Origin of the sequence: Candidatus Brocadia sinica JPN1 (assembly GCF_000949635.1) — a bacterium.
In the GTDB taxonomy this organism is placed as follows: domain Bacteria; phylum Planctomycetota; class Brocadiia; order Brocadiales; family Brocadiaceae; genus Brocadia; species Brocadia sinica.
In genome coordinates this window covers 3,322,887-3,340,892 of sequence record NZ_BAFN01000001.1, presented here as the reverse complement: position 1 = coordinate 3,340,892, position 18,006 = coordinate 3,322,887, and the positions used below count along the sequence as shown (strand labels likewise).

General features: G+C 43.6%; 14 protein-coding genes and 1 riboswitch. Of the genes, 8 read left to right on the top strand and 6 right to left on the bottom strand.

Annotation, left to right across the window (positions count from 1 at the left end):
* Positions 1 to 53: 53 nt before the first annotated feature.
* A complete protein-coding gene (locus BROSI_RS15285) occupies positions 54 to 458 on the bottom strand; it encodes a HEPN domain-containing protein (RefSeq protein ID WP_082059240.1) in 405 nt (134 codons plus the stop codon).
* Positions 459 to 1,750: 1,292 nt separating this feature from the next.
* Between BROSI_RS15285 and BROSI_RS15275 the strand changes: the two genes are divergently transcribed.
* On the top strand, positions 1,751 to 2,194 hold the full coding sequence (locus tag BROSI_RS15275) for a hypothetical protein (RefSeq protein WP_052564637.1): 444 nt from the start codon (positions 1,751 to 1,753) through the stop codon (positions 2,192 to 2,194).
* Between the two features lie 98 nt (positions 2,195 to 2,292).
* Here BROSI_RS15275 and BROSI_RS19255 read toward each other — a convergent pair whose 3' ends face one another.
* Positions 2,293 to 4,929 (bottom strand): RCC1 domain-containing protein, encoded by a 2,637-nt coding sequence (locus tag BROSI_RS19255; protein WP_082059239.1) that lies wholly within the window; start codon positions 4,927 to 4,929, stop codon positions 2,293 to 2,295.
* A 162-nt stretch (positions 4,930 to 5,091) separates the two neighbouring features.
* Positions 5,092 to 5,219, bottom strand: a riboswitch (cyclic di-GMP riboswitch).
* 394 nt (positions 5,220 to 5,613) lie between these two features.
* Between BROSI_RS19255 and rpiB the strand changes: the two genes are divergently transcribed.
* The 5 genes from rpiB to BROSI_RS15240 all read left to right on the top strand — a co-directional run bounded on the left by rpiB (position 5,614) and on the right by BROSI_RS15240 (position 11,290).
* Positions 5,614 to 6,093: a ribose 5-phosphate isomerase B gene (rpiB, locus tag BROSI_RS15265; RefSeq protein WP_052564636.1), complete on the top strand. Its 480-nt coding sequence runs from the start codon at positions 5,614 to 5,616 to the stop codon at positions 6,091 to 6,093.
* A 47-nt stretch (positions 6,094 to 6,140) separates the two neighbouring features.
* Positions 6,141 to 7,679, top strand: coding sequence for a glucose-6-phosphate dehydrogenase (gene zwf, locus BROSI_RS15260; RefSeq protein ID WP_052564635.1), 1,539 nt, complete (start codon positions 6,141 to 6,143; stop codon positions 7,677 to 7,679).
* Positions 7,680 to 7,974: 295 nt separating this feature from the next.
* Positions 7,975 to 8,736: a 6-phosphogluconolactonase gene (gene pgl / locus BROSI_RS15250; RefSeq protein ID WP_052564633.1), complete on the top strand. Its 762-nt coding sequence runs from the start codon at positions 7,975 to 7,977 to the stop codon at positions 8,734 to 8,736.
* 107 nt (positions 8,737 to 8,843) lie between these two features.
* Complete coding sequence (locus BROSI_RS15245) at positions 8,844 to 9,293, top strand: aldehyde dehydrogenase family protein (protein WP_052564632.1); 450 nt, start codon at positions 8,844 to 8,846, stop codon at positions 9,291 to 9,293.
* Positions 9,272 to 11,290: a glycoside hydrolase family 15 protein gene (locus BROSI_RS15240; RefSeq protein WP_052564631.1), complete on the top strand. Its 2,019-nt coding sequence runs from the start codon at positions 9,272 to 9,274 to the stop codon at positions 11,288 to 11,290. The genes BROSI_RS15245 and BROSI_RS15240 overlap by 22 nt, the downstream gene beginning before the upstream one ends.
* Positions 11,291 to 11,588: 298 nt before the next feature.
* On the opposite strand, the gene bfr is transcribed toward BROSI_RS15240, so the two are convergent.
* Both bfr and tnpC read right to left on the bottom strand, forming a co-directional pair.
* Positions 11,589 to 12,071, bottom strand: a complete 483-nt coding sequence (gene bfr / locus BROSI_RS15235; protein WP_052564630.1) for a bacterioferritin — start codon at positions 12,069 to 12,071, stop codon at positions 11,589 to 11,591.
* Positions 12,072 to 12,165: 94 nt separating this feature from the next.
* A complete protein-coding gene (gene tnpC, locus BROSI_RS15230) occupies positions 12,166 to 13,584 on the bottom strand; it encodes an IS66 family transposase (protein WP_052561421.1) in 1,419 nt (472 codons plus the stop codon).
* 440 nt (positions 13,585 to 14,024) lie between these two features.
* Here tnpC and BROSI_RS15225 point away from each other — a divergent pair, with 440 nt between their 5' ends.
* A complete protein-coding gene (locus BROSI_RS15225; RefSeq protein ID WP_052564629.1) occupies positions 14,025 to 15,266 on the top strand; it encodes an aspartate kinase in 1,242 nt (413 codons plus the stop codon).
* Between the two features lie 91 nt (positions 15,267 to 15,357).
* Here the strand turns inward: BROSI_RS15225 and BROSI_RS15220 are convergent, their stop codons facing one another.
* Both BROSI_RS15220 and BROSI_RS19250 read right to left on the bottom strand, forming a co-directional pair.
* Entirely contained in the window at positions 15,358 to 15,720 is a 363-nt protein-coding gene (locus BROSI_RS15220; protein WP_157842560.1) for a PilZ domain-containing protein, read from the bottom strand.
* A gap of 513 nt (positions 15,721 to 16,233) precedes the next feature.
* Positions 16,234 to 17,386 (bottom strand): IS3 family transposase gene (locus BROSI_RS19250; RefSeq protein ID WP_420886059.1). Its coding sequence is split into 2 segments (ribosomal slippage): positions 16,234 to 17,119 and positions 17,118 to 17,386, totalling 1,155 coding nucleotides; the frame shifts between segments, so codons are not numbered across the junction.
* A 256-nt stretch (positions 17,387 to 17,642) separates the two neighbouring features.
* Between BROSI_RS19250 and BROSI_RS20000 the strand changes: the two genes are divergently transcribed.
* Positions 17,643 to 17,804: a hypothetical protein gene (locus tag BROSI_RS20000; RefSeq protein ID WP_157842559.1), complete on the top strand. Its 162-nt coding sequence runs from the start codon at positions 17,643 to 17,645 to the stop codon at positions 17,802 to 17,804.
* The last annotated feature ends 202 nt before the right edge of the window (positions 17,805 to 18,006 follow it).

Genomic DNA, 18,006 nt, shown 5'->3' with positions numbered 1-18,006 from the left:
TAGGCACAATAAGCGCCAGCCACGTAAACAACGCCGTGCGCAAAATGGAAGAATCAGACAGTTTTATAAATAATGGTGAAACCGAGGGCGATAAGAGCATAAATACTACCCGCGGTAATACCGCTCAAAAAGAGTTGGTTAAACATAACCAGCCTTTTTAGTAATTCTTTTATCGTTTCTCCGATTTTTACAGCAACTTCTCTGGCTTTTAACGACTTTTCTTTTGTATAGTTCGTTGGCCAGTGAACAGGATAGCGAGTATCAATGTATGATGTATTAAGAAACTCACATCCAGAAAGGAGGGATGAAAGCACAGGTTCTTTTTTACTGCAAATCTTCAGCAAGCTGATTAAGTTGTGTATCTTCTCAAACTCGAGATCGTGGGCAACGATAAATGCCTTAAAGTATTTCTCTGCTGAGTGGTGCAAATGGAAGCCATTGCATCTCCAAAAACTCATGAACGAATATTAATTGAAGATATTGTAGTTGATTATAAAAATGAACATAAGGTTTATATCCAGGCAAAGAAAACCAAACTGACCATAAAGCGTGGAGATTGTCCGACCTTAAAGATATGCTTTCCAAGGCTAAAAATCAATTAAAAAAGACCCCACTGGATATATCCATCTTTATTCAAGAACCCCTTTTTGAGTCCTTCAGAAGCTAAAAGAGGCCGTACATTTATACGAAAACTTCTCCACGTTTAATTCAAATGCCTCTGGTATTGTTAAAGAGATTTTTGATGATTTCAAACGCATTCTTGATATCTCATGCGAAGAAGCTTTCAACATCCTGAATCAGATCATAATAGGTCATCATCATACCTTTGAAGACTGGGAAGAGGTTATTAGAAATGATTTAAAACGACCCTTTCTCAAACATAATCACGCATATTCTTTCGTAAAAAACTTAGTTACGAAACAAAGTGCTCGCTTAAACGTTTCCCATAAATTTACAAAAGATGTTTTATTGATAAAGTTATTTCAATAGAAAATGTTACTGTCGTTCTAGCCTGTAGAGACTTTGATCTTGAATACGACCCGCAGTTGTGGAATCGTTCATGGGAGGTCAAAATACCACTACCACCGCTTTGTTTTGAAAGAGACGCCAAACCAATACTTAAATCATGGAGGATTAATGTCAGGAATATTGGCGCGCATCAGCAACGGTTGCTCCCTCATCCGCAGAACTTAAAACTTTATGAGAAAATTTACAGTAAAACTCCAATTTCATCAATCCCTACAGAGTTTCATATTATAAAACTCTTCTTTGAGGGGTCCGTTGAAAAGAATTCAAAGTTAGGACATGAAGCTATAGAATCATTGCAGTCTATGTCAAATAATCTTGTGCAAAAACGCCGACTTTTCATGCCAAGATCACAGTTCAACGAAACTGAAGAAACAATACGAATCTTGTCTTCAGAAGGTGTTTTAATAGTAGATTCATTCAGTGATAGACTCTCATTTGCACATCAGACGCTGCTGGATTATCTGATGATCTGATCGTACCTTAATGAAGGCAAAACCCTGCAAGTGTTTATTATGGAACACCCGCAGTTGCCTTTTATCCGCCCCTCTATCAGGACATTTTTATTTTACCTCCACTCGATGGATAACAAGAATTTTTCCAGAAAAATGATACAGATTTTAGGAAATGACAAAGTAGCTTATCATTTAAAAAGGTTGCTTGTTGACTTGCAGAGTTATCACCAATTACCAATGTTGAGTTTAATCTTGTTAAGAAGATTCATGTGAGCTATCCCAATCTCTTTAATCGATTTTTACAAATGGTTACTTCACCAGAATGGTTCGATACCTTACATTCAGCATTGACGGAGGCTATACTAACCAAGAAAGAAAATGATTCAGTAAAAGTAACGCTTTTATTTGCTCTGGAAAAATGGATGCACGTTCGTCCTAATAAGGTAATTGAATGCTGGAAATATGCATTAAATACTTCCAATCCGGCATTTGGTCCAATTCTGCTAATGATCGATAAGTTTTCACATTGGGAGACAGAAGGTATTGAAGAAATTTTGGAAAGGCTTTTGGAGATTGAAAAGGGAAAAACAGATGATCGGTGGGTAGGAAAGGCAATTTCAAAAAATTTTTTAGAGAATAAAAATCTCTGTGACCTCTGTGGTTTGCAGCTTTCAAGTTACATAGTATTTGGATGCGGCGGTGCTGTGTTATGATATATTCACCTTCCCTGTATTGTTGATAGATTAGCACCCTTTCCCCTTGACAGAGGAAAGGGTGAACTGTTATCTGTGTTATGTGACAGGGAGACGATTTACTCTATAACCTTTACGGTTACTGTTGTCTTTAGATCGGCTGATTCACCTTCGAATTTGATCTTTGCATCACCGATCCTGTCTGTAGCTGTAATCGTGAATCTGGCCTCGCCGTTAGCGTTTGTTACGGCACTGTCAGGTGTAATCGTTATCCGTTTTCTACCAGACTTAATCTTCCACGTTATCGTTTCGCCTGCAAGAGGGATATCGTTCTCACAGAACACCGTTATTGTTTCTTCGGCGCTTTCCTCTGTTTGTAATCTTAGTCTTTTTGAAGACGCCACTAACAGGTCAGCTTCGCATGTTGGTGTTGGGGTTGCTTCTGGTGTTGGCGTGGGTATTTCTGGTATCAAAGCAAAATCAGCCCGTGTGTTTTTACCTGCAACAACGGTTGCAGACTGAGAAGCCAGCCCATAACCCGTTGCAAATACCGTAAGAATGTAGTCACCTGCGGTTATGTCACGAAATGTATAAATACCATTTTTAACCGTTGTGGTTGTGAGTCCTGTATCGGTCGATACCGTTGCGCCAACAATACCTGCCCCTGTCCCGGTGTCTGTCACCTGTCCCGCGAGATTGCCTGTTCCTGGTGTTGGGGTCTGTGCAGGCGTTGGTGTAGGTGTGGGCGTCCCTCCAGATATCAATGCAAAATCAGCCCTGGTGTTCTTGCCTGTTGTTACCGTAGCAGACTGGGATGCAGATGTATAGCCTGTTGCAGACGCAGTAAGTGTGTAATCTCCGGTGGCAATGTTGCGGAATGCGTAGGCGCCGTTTTTGACTGTAGTGGTTGTAAGCCCCGTATCGGTCGATACCGTCGCGCCAACAATGCCTCCTCCTGTTCCCACGTCCGTTACCTGACCGCCAAGGTTACCTGTCCCAGGCGTTGGTGTGGGCGTCCCTCCAGATGTCAATGCGAAATCAGCCCTGGTGTTCTTGCCTGTTGTTACCGTAGCAGACTGGGATGCAGATGTATAGCCTGTTGCAGACGCAGTAAGTGTGTAATCTCCGGCGGCAATGTTGCGGAATGCGTAGGCGCCGTTTTTGACTGTAGTGGTTGTAAGCCCCGTATCGGTCGATACCGTCGCGCCAACAATGCCTCCCCCTGTCCCTACGTCCGTTACCTGCCCTCCGAGATTGCCTGTTCCGGGTGTGGGTGTAGGTGTTGGGAACGCCGTGGAGATTAGGGCAAAGTTAAAAATATTTCTTCCTGTTTTTGGATTTGGCTGCCCTTTCTCTACCGTAATGGATTGTGTACCCGTCTCAAAACCAGTTGCCTGCACTGATAGAGTATGGTTTCCGGCAGATACATCACGGAATTTATACACTCCATCTTGCCCCCGAATCCTGCTCGTAGTGGTTGTATTACTTTGATCATCAAGTGTAACTGTCGCATTATTAATGCCTGCCCCAATTGTTGCATCTTTCACAACACCAGCAATATTACCCGTTTCAATCGACAGGTCAATAAAAACTTGTACAGGGATAGCGCTGTCTTTGGTAGTCCCGTCTCCCAGTTGACCAGAGTTATTTCGTCCCCAAGCCCATACCGTACCTTCAGATTTTAATCCAAGACTATGAAATCCTCCGCCTCCAATAACGGCAACATCACTCAGATTCTTTACCTGAACAGGGACTGTACTATTACTAGTCGCTCCGTTCCCGAGTTGTCCATAAGAGTTATCTCCCCATCCCCAAACCGTACCGTCTGATTTTGCAGCCAGACTGTGAGAACGCCCACGTTCAATGGCAATGACATTACTAAGATTCTTCACTTGTCCAGGTACTGTACTATTACCGGCGGTTCCATTACCCAATTGACCGGAATCATTTTGTCCCCATGCCCAGACCGTACCATCCGACTTTAGGGCAAGGCTGTGAAATCTTCCGCCAGCAAGGGCAGCAACATCGCTAAGATTGCTTACCTGTACGGGGGTAGCGCTATCATTGGTAGTTCCGTTACCCAATTGGCCAAAATCATTCCTTCCCCATCCCCAGACTGTGCCATCCGACTTTAGGGCAAGGCTGTGAAATCCTCCGCCAGCAAGGGCAGCAACATCGCTAAGATTGCTTACCTGTACGGGGGCAGCGCTATCATTGGTAGTTCCGTTACCCAATTGGCCAAAATCATTCCTTCCCCATCCCCAGACTGTGCCATCCGACCTCAGGGCAAGACCGTGAAATCCTCCGCCAGCAAGGGCAGCAGCATCGCTAAGATTGTTTACCTGTACGGGAACAGCGCTATCATTGGTAGTTCCGTTACCCAATTGGCCAAAATCATTCCTTCCCCATCCCCAGACCGTACCATCGAATTTTAGGGCTACACTGTAAGACCAACCACCAGCTATAGCGGTGATACCGTTAAAATTACCTGTCTTTCCCGGGACGGTATTTACCTGTATGGGAATTGTACTGTCGCTGGTGGTACCGTTACCTAATTGGCCAAAATCATTGCGTCCCCATGCCCAGACTGTACCGTCTGGTTTCAATACAAGACTATGATGTCCTCCCCCTGCTAGTTGGGGGACTACAGATGCCAATGAAGTATTGCTAGCGGTCAATACCAGTGAAAAGAAAATCGCTATGCACGAAAGAATGCTAAACTTGACCTGGATAGGGACAAAAGATATGTTTTTCATAACCTTTCTGCCTCCTTTCTGACGTTAAGGGGGTGGTTTTTGTAATAATGATTAGTCGACTTCACGTTTTCCATAAAAGATATGGCTACAGTATGCGAATGCTTTTTCATAAATATCTTTAGAACAATAAAGCCTTACTGCAAAGATACCATATAAAACATCTTCGGCAGTAAGGCTGTCTTATTTTTAGCCGCTTAAACGGTTTAAACCGTTCGACCGTTTAAACCATTTTTTAGCTAAGACCCTTTACTTTGCGTCCCCTGATTGCTCAGGGTTTACCTTTATCGCGATGTATTCTGTGACTCTATTTTTTTAAAAATAATACTATATAGCCTGAATGAAGGCAAAACTAAAAAAGTTTGAGGAATTATAGTTTTGTTAGCCGAAGAGAATATAATTACATCCACCCATTCTTACGGGAGACAACTTCATCGTGAACGCTCAGTCAAACAATTAAAGGGTGCATTCTTATTGCAAAGTTTCATTTTGGCTGAATAATTACATCGGTTCAATATAGCTATTAACTTTCAAGAAATCAATAGAAAATAAGGGGGTAGATGAACATTCCTTTTTTAAGCGCACAATATGCTCATATACTTTTGCAACAGACTTAGCCTTATATTTTCTTGACAGATCGCTGTTTGGTAACTATCTTGATGTTTATTGGTGAAATGGAGGTAGAATATGCGAATTGCTATTGGGTCTGATCATGCTGGATTCGAATTGAAGGAGTACCTGACTGCTTTTCTTCGCCGGCAGGGATATCACGTTGTAGATTTGGGCACATACAACAGGGACCCGGTAGACTATCCCGATTTTGCCGAGGCCGTTGGGTTAGCGATTCACAATGGCCAGGCAGATCGAGGTGTCCTGATTTGCTGCAGCGGTGTCGGCGCTTCAGTGGCAGCGACCAAGATACCTGGCATCCGTGCAGGGCTTTGTCATGATACGTATTCAGCTCACCAGGGTGTGGAACATGACGATATGAATATTCTGGTACTGGGCTCATGTGTTGCTGGGCTTGAGCTGGCAAAAGAACTCGTTCGGGTGTTCGTGGGAGCTGAATTTACCGGAGAAGAGCGCCACCGCCGAAGGCTGGAAAAGATCAAAGCGTTAGAAACTCGTTACAGCCACCTGACAGCACAATGTGAGAAGAGAGAATAGGAAAAAGTTTTTTTAATAATCGCAGGTTTCAATGAAAAGAGGATAGAATGGATCGCACAGATGAAAAGAGTATTGTCAGTGAACCGCTGGGAAAAGCCAGCGACCCTTGCGTCATGGTAATCTTTGGTGCTTCCGGGGACCTGGCAAAACGTAAGCTCATTCCAGCGCTTTACAATCTGGCAAGTGAGCGTTTATTGTCCAGAGAATTTGCTGTCGTTGGATTTTCCCGTAGCGAAATGAGCCACGAAGAGTTCCGGGAGAAGATCAGCAAAGACATAAAAGAGTTCGCTACGGGTTCGGTTGATCCTGATCTGTGGAATTGGTTCATCCAACGGCTCTATTATTTGTCGGGGGATATTCAGGACCCAAACGCCTACCAACGGCTTCAGGGCCTACTGTCGGAACTGGACCAAGAGCATGGCACCGGGGGGAACTATCTTTATTACCTTGCAACAGCCCCTGATTTGTTTTCGCAAATTATTCAACAAATCGGCGCTGCCGGACTTGCACATGAAGAAAATGGCCGCTGGCGTCGCGTTATCATTGAAAAGCCGTTCGGGCGGGATATCGAGTCCGCCCGCGCCCTCAACCATGAAATCAGAAAGGTGCTGAGCGAGAGTCAGACTTATCGCATTGACCACTACCTTGGTAAGGAAACTGTGCAAAATATTATGGTCTTCCGTTTTGCCAACGGCATCTTTGAACCTATTTGGAATCACCGCTACATTGACTACGTGCAAATAACGGTTGCCGAGGATATTGGTGTGGGACAGCGTGGTGATTACTATGACAAAGCGGGAGCGCTGAGAGACATGGTGCCAAATCATATCTTTCAACTGGTTACCCTCACAGCAATGGAACCACCGATCTCTTTTGAAGCAGATGCTGTACGTGACGAGCAGGTAAAGATTTTGCGTGCCATCCAGTCCATGTCCCCTGAAGAAGTTCTCAGGTATACCGTAAGGGGGCAATATGGAGAAGGGACTGTTAAGGGCCAGAGAGTACCCGCTTACCGGGCAGAACCCAGTGTTCCACCCGACTCTTTTATCGAGACCTTTGTAGCGCTGAAGCTGTATATCGATAACTGGCGATGGGCGAACGTGCCATTTTACCTGCGTACCGGCAAACGGCTTCCCTGTCGTGTTACCGAAATCGCCATTCAATTCAAACGCGCCCCCTTTGTGCTATTCCGTAAAACCAGTGTGGAGCATCTGAAACCAAACCTACTGGTGCTCCATATTCAGCCTGATGAAGGCATTTCACTCAACTTTGGCGCTAAAATCCCTGGACCACTTGTGCGCCTGGGAACGGTTGATATGGAGTTTAAGTACGAGGATTATTTTGGAAGGACACCTAGCACCGGACATGAGAGGTTATTGTACGATTGCATGCTGGGAGATGCAACCTTATTTCAGCGCGCCGATATGGTCGAAGCCGCCTGGAGCGTGGTGTCGACAATACAGGATGTATGGAAGGCATTGCCGCATCGAAAGTTTCCCAACTACGCTGCAGGCACCTGGGGTCCACAGGAGGCAGATGATTTGATGGCGAGGGACGGCCGGGAATGGAGGAAATGTGATAGATAACTTTGATGAGAGACACCGGCAGCAACGGACACAATTTTTACTCTATTTGTGATACAGACACCTGATAACCCTGGGGGATTTACATTCTAGGCCTTCAGCTACTGAAAATGTCTATTTTCGCAATGACAGTCCACCCCCTTCGCTCCCGCCAGCGGGGGACAGTTATTGTTTCCCTCGTGAAGGCGACTAAGGGGGAGGCGAAAAGTTTGAAATTCCTAAGCTTAAATTTTGTATTGTTTGCAGACTTTTTGGATGGTGTTAAAATGATTGTAACTATACAGCGCTACGAGGAAATATGACCAAGGTATCTGTCAATCGCAAAATCCTGGTTGTAGCTAACCCCGATGAGTTAAGCCGCTTTGCAGCAGATGAGTTTGTTCGCCAGGCCGGACAAAAAATGCAGGCAAAGGGGATTTTTACTGTTGCGCTATCCGGTGGCTCTACTCCCAGAGGACTTTACACGGTGTTGGCCGGTGATCAATATCGCGAACGGGTACCCTGGTCAAAGGTGCATTTGTTCTGGAGTGACGAGCGCTGTGTTCCACCGGATCATCCTGATAGTAATTACCGCATGATTCGTGAATTGCTGCTTAACAAGGTTCCGATTCCGAAAAAGAACATTCATCGTATGCCCGCAGAACAAGAAGATCCTGTTCACGCAGCTATGGAATACGAACAAACGATATGGGCATTTTTTCACCCAAATGAGGGAGAGTTGCCTCGTTTTGACCTGATTGTACTCGGCATGGGAGAGGATGGACATACCGCTTCACTCTTTCCATGGACATCTGCACTTGAAGAAACGGATCGTTTAGTCTCTGCCAACTATGTCGAGAAGCTCAATGCATATCGTCTTACCTTAACGGTTCCTGTAATTAACCAGGCTACCAATGTTATTTTTTTGATTTCTGGTGAGTCAAAGGCCTCTGTGTTGAGGGATGTGCTAGAGGGTGAATACCAGCCGCAACGATTTCCGTCACAGATCATACGGCCAGTAAATGGCAGGCTTTTGTTCATCGTGGACCGCATGGCTGCTGGTAAACTGGCCCGGAGATAAAATCCGTTTGCACGGCTTCGATAATGATAGTGGTGAAATCAAAAACAATTTTGTGACGGAAAGGTACTTTCTATGAGCCGGCAGTAATTACCAGCACTACTCCCCAGATGAAAGTGAGCAGAAACGAATTATTTGCACCAGCTTTAACGATTTCAGGACACGATACCTTCGAAGAGGCAGTGATGCAGATCAATGATTCTATCTATGGATTACGGGCGAGTGTGTTCACCAATAACATAAGACATGTTTCCTACGCCTATGAGCATCTGGAGGTTGGTGGTGTGATTGTTAATGATGTACCTCGTTCCAAGCCGATAATATACCCTACGGGAGTGTTAAGGAGTCAGGTAGAGAATGTGAAGGGTCGGCTATGCCATGGAAGAGATGACAGAACCAAAACTCCTGGTTTTGAATCTGTCATAAAGAAGGGTACGTTTTTTGTTACCTGCTCAATAGAGAGTGAGAGATCTCAAATTACAAATAACAATTTCCATATAAATCCCAAAATTCCAGAAAATTTAAGGAAGGAAAATATATGCCCAGAGACATACCTGTAGGAAATGGTTCGATGCTGGTTACCTTTGATCGGGAATATCAGATCCGTGACCTCTATTATCCTTATGTAGGAAAGGAGAATCATACGATAGGGCATCCCTGCCGCATGGGGGTGTGGGTTGATGGTCAATTTAGCTGGATAGAAGGAGAATGGCAAAAGACATTACGATACAAAGAAGATACGCTGGTAACGAATGTAAAGGCAAGAAACGATCGGTTGAAGATAGAGCTTCAGATGTATGATACCGTGGATTTTCATTTAAATATTTTTGTGAAGGAAATTGTCGTAAGAAATTTAGAGGGAAGGGACCGAGAAGTACGATTGTTTTTCAATCATGATTTTCACATTTATGAAAATGAAGTTGGGGATACAGCGTATTACGACCCGGATACAAGGTCTATTATTCATTATAAGTCCCAGCGGTATTTTCTGATTAATTGTTGTGATCCTGCCAAATGCGGTATAGACCATTTTGCCACGGGAATCAAGGAAGTACATGGCGCTGAAGGGACGTGGAAGGATGCAGAGGACGGTATGTTAAGTGGCAATCCCATTGCCCAGGGTTCCGTTGATTCAACCCTTGGCATTAATCTTCAGATAAGAGCACATGGTGAGAACGTCGCCCATTATTGGATTGCGGCAGGGATGAAGTACAGTGAAGTCGCAAAGCTCAATAAGGATATCTGGGAAAAAACACCGGAAGAATTGATTCGCCGTACTGAAAACTACTGGAAACTGTGGGTCAATAAAGAGGTATTTAATTTCCACGATCTCCCTCAGAGGCTTGTTTCATTTTTCAAAAGAAGCCTGTTGATCATCCGGACACAGATTGACAACAATGGCGCCATCATTGCGGCAAATGATTCTGATATTGTCCAGGTAGGCAGGGATACATATTCTTATATGTGGCCACGGGATGGCGCCCTGGTTGCCAATGCCCTCATTAAATCGGGATATATGGACACGACAAAACGATTCTTTCAATTTTGTGCTGATGTTATTTCCAAAGAAGGTTATTTACTCCATAAATATAATCCAGACAGGTCTTTCGCCAGTTCGTGGCATCCCTGGTTGAAGGATGACAAAAAGAGTCTTCCCATCCAGGAAGATGGAATTGCCCTGGTTATTTGGGCGCTGTGGAATCATTACGATGAATTCAGGGACATCGAGTTTGTAAAACCACTGTATAGGAGTTTTATCATCAACGCAGCGGAATTTATGGTTAAATTCAGAGACGAGGAAACCGGCTTACCACTGAATTCATATGATTTATGGGAAGAGCGCTATGGAGTGCATACCTTTACGGCATCGGCTGTCATCGCAGGGTTGCGAGCGGCAGGCAACTTTGCCCGTGCTTTTGGAGAGCATGAGTACGGCAATAACTATTATGAAATTGCGGACAAAATGAAAAATGCATTAGTAACGCATTTCTTTCATAAAGAGCAAGGGCGATTTGCGAGAATGGGGAAAAGGACTGCAAATGGATATGAACTCGATATGACAGTGGATGCAAGCCTTTTCGGGTTAGCAGCGTTTGATGTTTTTAGCCCGGAAGAATCCATGATCGTGTCAACGATGAATGCTGTGAAGGAAAAGTTGCAGGTGAAGACTTCAGTAGGAGGGATTGCAAGGTACACGAATGATTACTATCACCGTGTCGGTACCGATTCAGGACGTATCCCCGGGAATCCCTGGTTTATTTGTACCATGTGGCTGGCAGAGTATGGCATTATGCGGGCAAAAAATTTGACAGAACTGAACGATGCACTGCCAATTCTGGACTGGGTAGTGGATAGAGCCTTACCGTCGGGTGTTCTTGCGGAACAAGTCGATCCTTACACCAACGCGCCATTATCCGTATCACCTCTCACCTGGAGCCATGCAACCTTCGTTACAACATTGATAAAATATATGAAGAAACGTGAAAAAATTTCTCTGTGCGGTGAATGCGGTAACTCGGAGTTTTATATGCATCGACATGTTCAAAAACCCCTGTAATGCCTAGAGAGGGGAATCAAATTTTGTAACAGTTCATTCCACCACTGTCATCATGCCGTTCTTGCGCCTGGAAACCGCGAAAATATCTTAGATGTTTCGGTGAGAGGATACACTGAAACACCACAGCGTCGTTTAATAAGAAATTTTCGAACCAGAAAACGCCGAGACTTCGTCGTGAGTCTTCGGCGTGAGATCAGTCAAACGTCACAGAGATTGCTAGAGGATAAACAGGCAGAATTATGCGAATTCAACCTTTTCTTTAAATTTCTCAGCGTTCTCCATGCCCTCTGGTGAAGTATTACGAATTTTCTTTTTTATGAACCTGTGTTGTTAAAAAATTCTCAATTCCCATGTCTTTGATCATTTGCAGGTATGCTTCTAAGTCATTGGCATGATTTTCTTCATCAAGGAGGATGTGTTCGAGCAATTCACGTGAACCTGCATCGCTTTCATCAATGCAGAGTTTAATGGCCTTTTGAAGTCTTTGAATTGCAACCTTTTCCAGCCCATAATCGTTCTCGGCTTGCTCTTTTACTGCGTTTCCTACGTTGATTTTTTCGATTTTGGTAATGATTGGAATGCCTTCCAGATATAAAATGCGTTCTATCAGTTTTTCCGCATGTTTCATCTCTTCCATTGCCCTTTTTTCAGTATCATCGTATAAGAGTATGTACCCCCAATTTTCGCACATCTTGGCATGTACAAAATACTGATTAATAGCTGTTATCTCAGCTGTAAGGACATCGTTCAGCACTTCAATAACTTTTGCGCTTCCCTTCATGAAAAGTCTCCTCTATATTTAAGAAATAGTTTTTGCGTATCTAATAAAATTAATGAATTTCTGTAACTATTCAGCGTATATTCGCTCATAATTGCTATGAGCGAACAAAATCAGGCAATTCGCCATGAAATAGCATCTTTAATGCCTGTCTCAAATTTACCCCTTGTTTTCGACAAGTTGAGAGGTAGCTGCGAATGCGGCAAAAAATCCTGGCTCCCTCCAAAGAACGAAAGCAGCCCGATATTTTCTGCTGAACCTTTGTCATCCTGATGTCGTTTTCAGCCAAATTATTCGTAAAAGGGACGTTTTTATTGTCCATAAACCTCAGGACATCATCCTCATACTTTCGTAATCGTTCCAGAAGATTTCTGGCTTTTGTCCTTTTCACTCGCCCCCTTTTCCCCTTACGGTTTGTTTCATCAGGGGGAGGGCTTTCGGCTTCTGCGTTTTGCAATATCACCCGGTACCTGTGCCGATATTTTTCAGACTCATCGGCGCCCAACATTCCTCCGGCATCGCATGTTGCACGATTTATCTCTTCAAGCAAGGCCTTCATCTCTTTCGCCCACTGCTGCTTATTGTCCTCTTCCCACACACCCTCTAATTCTCTCAGGTGGTGCGCATTACAGAGCGCGTGCGTACAGGGATAGGTGTAATACGCCTTCAAATGGTCGTGACAAAGAATCCCACGAAATTGGGGCAATATTCCTATGCTATCTATTGCCTCTGTCCCTCTCCCTTCGTGAGGATAAAAACATGTCCACTGCCTATTGGATGCGCTATGCAACCAATATCTATCCCCGTTCTTGTTAATACTCGTTTCATCCACATGCAACACCTCTGACTTGGTGAGTTCTGCTTTGCTTTTCTCCTCAAAGATTTCCAGATATTCGTAGGCTTCCTGATTAAAATTGTACAAGGAACCTTCACTCACCGGCATCGACATCTGCTCTTCAAAATACTCCTGAATCCTCTTGTAGGGTATCAGTTGATACTGTGACATATATACTGCATGCGCCTTCAAATCCGCCCCATACTGCGCCGCCTTTGTTATTCCTTCAGGAAAGGGCGCGATAAATCGGTTCCCCTCCGCGTCCTCTACTATCTCTGCACGATACTCTGTTACCTCCCGTGAAATCTTCATATCAAACACCTGGCGCGCTTCGTAACCCACCACCGTATATTCCCCACGCGGCAACTTCCTTTGGTCTACTTTTATCACTTCCACCTTATCAGGGTTCTCAACCCTTTTCAGCGTCACCCCCTCACGACCCTTTTGTCCACCCGCCTTCCTCTCGCCCTTCGCCTTGCTTTCTCTCTTGCGATTCGGATCACTTGAGGGAGGCTTACTGCTGTTGCGACTGTTACGGTTTAAACGACCAACCAGCAGCGTTATTACTACTACCAATAACTCTACCATGGACCTCATGGCTGGCGACAGCACTTTCTCTTCAGAAAGAAGCTTCTCTACTTTTTGGAGCGTTACCTCTATGTCTATATTGTCTATCGTCAATGAATCCGCCTGTATGATGAGCCACCCATTTATTTACTGCGGCTATTATATCACAGGCTTTTTCATCCTTTTTATTGGCGCTATAAGACACGACAAAAGCACGAATTCCTCTTACCAACACCAAGTCTGTCCATGTCTGTGCTCTCTCCTCATGTAGGCTGTACTAACCACCTCTACAGGCCATATATGCCACAAACTAATCCAAACGACTCTCTGTCCCGGATATCCTGTCAAACATATTTTAAAATATTTTCACTGAATAGTTACGAATTTCTTCCAATTTATTTTAATTTTCCCATTATAATTTGATACCTTGCAAATTGTAAAGCATAATTTCCTTTTTGATCCATAAAAAGGATTGACTTTAAACAAAATATGTAATACTCTAAATAAACTTGTTTGAATTTCGATACTATGGAAACTATAGGTAAGGACGGAATATGGGACTTATTGTACAGAAATTTGGAGGCACTTCTGTTGCCAATGCAGAGCGTATCAGGGCGGCTGCGAAACGGATTGTTGAGACATACAAGGCAGGGAATCAGGTCATTGTGGTAGTATCGGCAAGGGGCCAGACGACTGACGAGCTGATTGAGCTTGCTTACGAAATTACGGACAAGCCTTCTACACGTGAAATGGATATGCTCATGTCAACCGGAGAGCAGATCTCCATTGCCCTTGTGGCCATGGCTATCCATGCCCTTGGGTATCCGGCCGTCTCCTTCACCGGCGGCCAGGTCGGTATCGTTACTGACAGCTATCACACCAAGGCACGCATCCGAAATATCAATGCCCAGCGTATAAAAAAAGAATTAGACAATGGCACGATAGTAATTGTTGCCGGATTTCAGGGTATTGATGCAAATGAAAACATTACCACATTAGGCCGTGGGGGTTCGGATACGACTGCTGTTGCCCTGGCTGCAATTATGAAGGCTGACCGGTGTGACATTTTCACCGATGTGGATGGTATCTATACAGCCGATCCAAGGAAAGTTCCACACGCGCGGAAACTTAACACGATATCTTACGATGAGATCCTTGAACTGGCAAGTTTAGGTGCACAGGTGATGCATTCCCGTTCAATTGAATTTGCGAAGAAATATAACGTTCCGCTTTATGTCCGGTCAAGTTTCAATGACAAAGAGGGGACGTTGATTTGTAAGGAGGCTAAAGAGATGGAAAATATTGTCGTAAGCGGTGTTGCAGTAAGCAAGGATGATGCAAAGATTACCATCAGGGCTGTTCCTGATGTTCCGGGGCAGGCGGCCAAGATTTTTCATGAGATTGCAAAGAGAAACATCAATGTAGATATGATTATACAGAATGCCAGTATTGAGGGCCGGGCGGATGTAACGTTTACGGTACCCCGGAGCGATCTGAGAGAGGCATTGAATGTCGCGGAAAAGATTAAAAAAGACCTCGGGGCGAAGGAGGTCTTACATGACAGCAAGATAGCAAAACTTTCTGTGGTTGGCATCGGTATGCGGAGTCATTGCGGTGTGGCAGAAAAAATGTTTAGTGTACTGGCCGATGAGAAGATCAACATACAGATGATCAGCACCTCGGAAATCAAGATTTCTTGTGTGATTGACGAGGCCCACGCTGATCGGGCATTACGAACAGTTCATACGGCCTTTGGATTGGACAAGGTAGAAAAGGAAGAAGTCGTAAAAGTTTAAACACACATCAGTCTGTAGTTCTAAATATTTTTTCAGTCTCGGACGATGCCTTAGCTGTGTTATAGAGAAGAGGAAAACTTTGTCCCTTTTGTCATACAGAATCCAGCCAGAAATGAAGTTCATGGGTGATTTGGTCAGGATTACCTGTATTATAGCCAAGCAGGTTTCTCAGATGCGTCATGGTATCTATGTCTGCATCTAGAAATTTCAATCCCAGATTCTTTTTATTGAGATGGACGAGCTCCGCATGAAACGTCAATGTAATATGTGACGCATGAAGGTATATTTTTAATAAACAACTCGTGCCTATTTTTACAGGAAGAGACGTTGGGGAATGCAACAATGCACCTCGTAAAGATATATCCAGCAATTCCAATTTATGGATCGCCTTATTACATTCAATTTGAGCGTGAGCCGCAAATTTGATACGGCTAAAGTATCGATTACCGCACACAGCTACCTCGCAAGTAGTTATTTTTCATAGGCCTTTTCTTACCAATGGGTCAAACACCACACGCATAGTATCATATCCATTGCAAAATATACTTTTGACAGGGTGGCAATCATTTAAGCCAAAGCTGAGAAAATTCCTTTCGGCTACAGGGCATTATAATAGCAGTTGCATTTATTCAGGTCAATTAATTTCATAATCTCACTCTTCGTTCAACGTAATTCACCGTATCTTACCCTATCTGTTTTTCTGCTAAATTCGTTATTAAAGTTTATAGAATATCGTTATTTAGTGATCCCAATTATCAGATGCGACCTGAAGTGTATGCAAATACATACTAAGGTGTACCCCATTGTCTAGACAATTATTTAATAAAAATAAGATAGAATTTTAGTATTGTTTATGCGAAGTATCTTTTAATTATTTGATGAGCAGGAAAACGGAATGGAGCGGAGCGGAATGGAGTTTTTCTGCTCATCCGCTGTGCATTTCTCCGTTCTTGCTTTCTTGCCATTTTTACCCGGTCAGTTCAAGAGTATTTACCATCTCTCCTTTCCGTGCCTTTTTGTTACTACAATACAGCGTTGCTGGCGCTCTGTATTCAAGCGACTGATGTAATCTCTCGTTGTTATAAAAATCAAAATACCTCCTTAAACCATCCACTGCCTCTCTTACCGTCTTATAGTCTTTTAAATACACCTCCTCGTATTTTATCGACCTCCACAAACGCTCTATAAAAATGTTATCAAACACTCGTCCCCTTCCATCCATGCTGATCTTTACCCCGGCTCCCTCTAATTTCCCAGTAAACGCATTGCTCGTAAACTGCGATCCCTGGTCCGTGTTAAATATCTCAGGGCATCCCTTCCTTATTGCCCTGTCTAATGCTTCCAGACAAAATCCCACATCCAGGGTTATTGATGTCTCCCACGACAGCACATACCGACTATACCAGTCCATTATTGCCATGAGATATACATACCCCTGATTGAGCCGTATGTACGTTATATCCGCACACCACACGTGATCTGGATACTCTATACTCAATCCTCTGAGTAAATATGGGTATTTCTTGTGTCCTTCACCTCCTTTACTTAGCCAAGGCTTCGGATAGATCGCATATAATCCCATCTTCCTCATTAACCGTTTTACCCTCTTAGGGTTTACCTCATGCCCTTCCTTTCTTAACCATGCCGTCAACCGCCTTACCCCATAAAACGGATACCCCGTATAATACTCATCTATCAGGTTCATCAATTGAAGATTATATGCACTCTCACCAATCGCCTTATAATAAAAGACTGAACGGGATATCCCCAGTAACTCACACTGCCGACTTACACTTATCTCCTCATTTTCTGGCTCTATTAACCTCTTCCTTTCCTCAACCGTTGATCCCAACTTTTTTTTTCAGCCAATCCAGTTCAACCTTCAATTGCCCTATCTGCTGGTACAACGACGCACGCAATTCATCCTCCTTTCTGGCATCTTGCACCTTCTTCAGCGAAAATATCCTCGGTATCTCTTCTATTACCTGCTTCTTCCACTGTGCTATCTGCGTTGGGTGTACCCCATATTGCCCTGCTAGCTCGTTTGCAGTCTTCTCCCCCTTTATCGCTTCTATCGCTACTCTCGCCTTAAATTCCCCATTATATTGCTTCCTCTCCACCTCTTATTTTATACCCCCTTTCCAAACCTTTTTCTCTTCCATGCCTGCCTTTAGCCAGGCATGATTTTCTATCTTAACATACTGTCCAGTTTTTGGGGTACATTATATACACTATTTTTCATTGTATAAGGATGATTATATTGCAAATATAGCGTATTTATAGCATACTTGTGCTAGAGAAAAGCCAATTGGGTATTTCGAGAACGTTCTCGGAGGTTTGGTTTGAGTTTTCAATAATTATGAGGAGGAGAAAAAAATGTTTAAGAAGTTTAGTATTGGTCTTGCCTTTATCGGAGCATTGATGTTTGCTGGCAGTAATGTCATTTCTGTAAGTGCAGAGGAGAAGAAGGAAGAGGTAAAGAAGAAGGTAGGGGAAAAGAAAGAAGAGGTAAAGGAGAAAATAGAAGAAAAGAAATAAGCACCTGACTGAAAAACTATGAATGCTTATGTAAAAGCGGTTACATAAGCGAAAATATTCTGTAGATAGGCTTAGCTATGGCAGAGAAAAAGAAGTGCTATAAATGCGAATACTTACTCTCAAAGGCTGAAAAAGATTGAACTGCTGATGCCATAAATCAACGCACTAAAACAATAAGCCAAATGCAGATATTTGGCAAATT

Excerpts from the sequence above, each read along its gene's own strand:
- BROSI_RS15285 (WP_082059240.1), bottom strand. The coding sequence starts at position 458 with ATGAGTTTTTGGAGATGCAATGGCTTCCATTTGCACCACTCAGCAGAG.
- BROSI_RS19255 (WP_082059239.1), bottom strand. The coding sequence starts at position 4,929 with ATGAAAAACATATCTTTTGTCCCTATCCAGGTCAAGTTTAGCATTCTT.
- rpiB (WP_052564636.1), top strand. The coding sequence starts at position 5,614 with ATGCGAATTGCTATTGGGTCTGATCATGCTGGATTCGAATTGAAGGAG.
- zwf (WP_052564635.1), top strand. The coding sequence starts at position 6,141 with ATGGATCGCACAGATGAAAAGAGTATTGTCAGTGAACCGCTGGGAAAA.
- pgl (WP_052564633.1), top strand. The coding sequence starts at position 7,975 with ATGACCAAGGTATCTGTCAATCGCAAAATCCTGGTTGTAGCTAACCCC.
- BROSI_RS15245 (WP_052564632.1), top strand. The coding sequence starts at position 8,844 with ATGAAAGTGAGCAGAAACGAATTATTTGCACCAGCTTTAACGATTTCA.
- BROSI_RS15240 (WP_052564631.1), top strand. The coding sequence starts at position 9,272 with ATGCCCAGAGACATACCTGTAGGAAATGGTTCGATGCTGGTTACCTTT.
- bfr (WP_052564630.1), bottom strand. The coding sequence starts at position 12,071 with ATGAAGGGAAGCGCAAAAGTTATTGAAGTGCTGAACGATGTCCTTACA.
- BROSI_RS15225 (WP_052564629.1), top strand. The coding sequence starts at position 14,025 with ATGGGACTTATTGTACAGAAATTTGGAGGCACTTCTGTTGCCAATGCA.
- BROSI_RS20000 (WP_157842559.1), top strand. The coding sequence starts at position 17,643 with ATGTTTAAGAAGTTTAGTATTGGTCTTGCCTTTATCGGAGCATTGATG.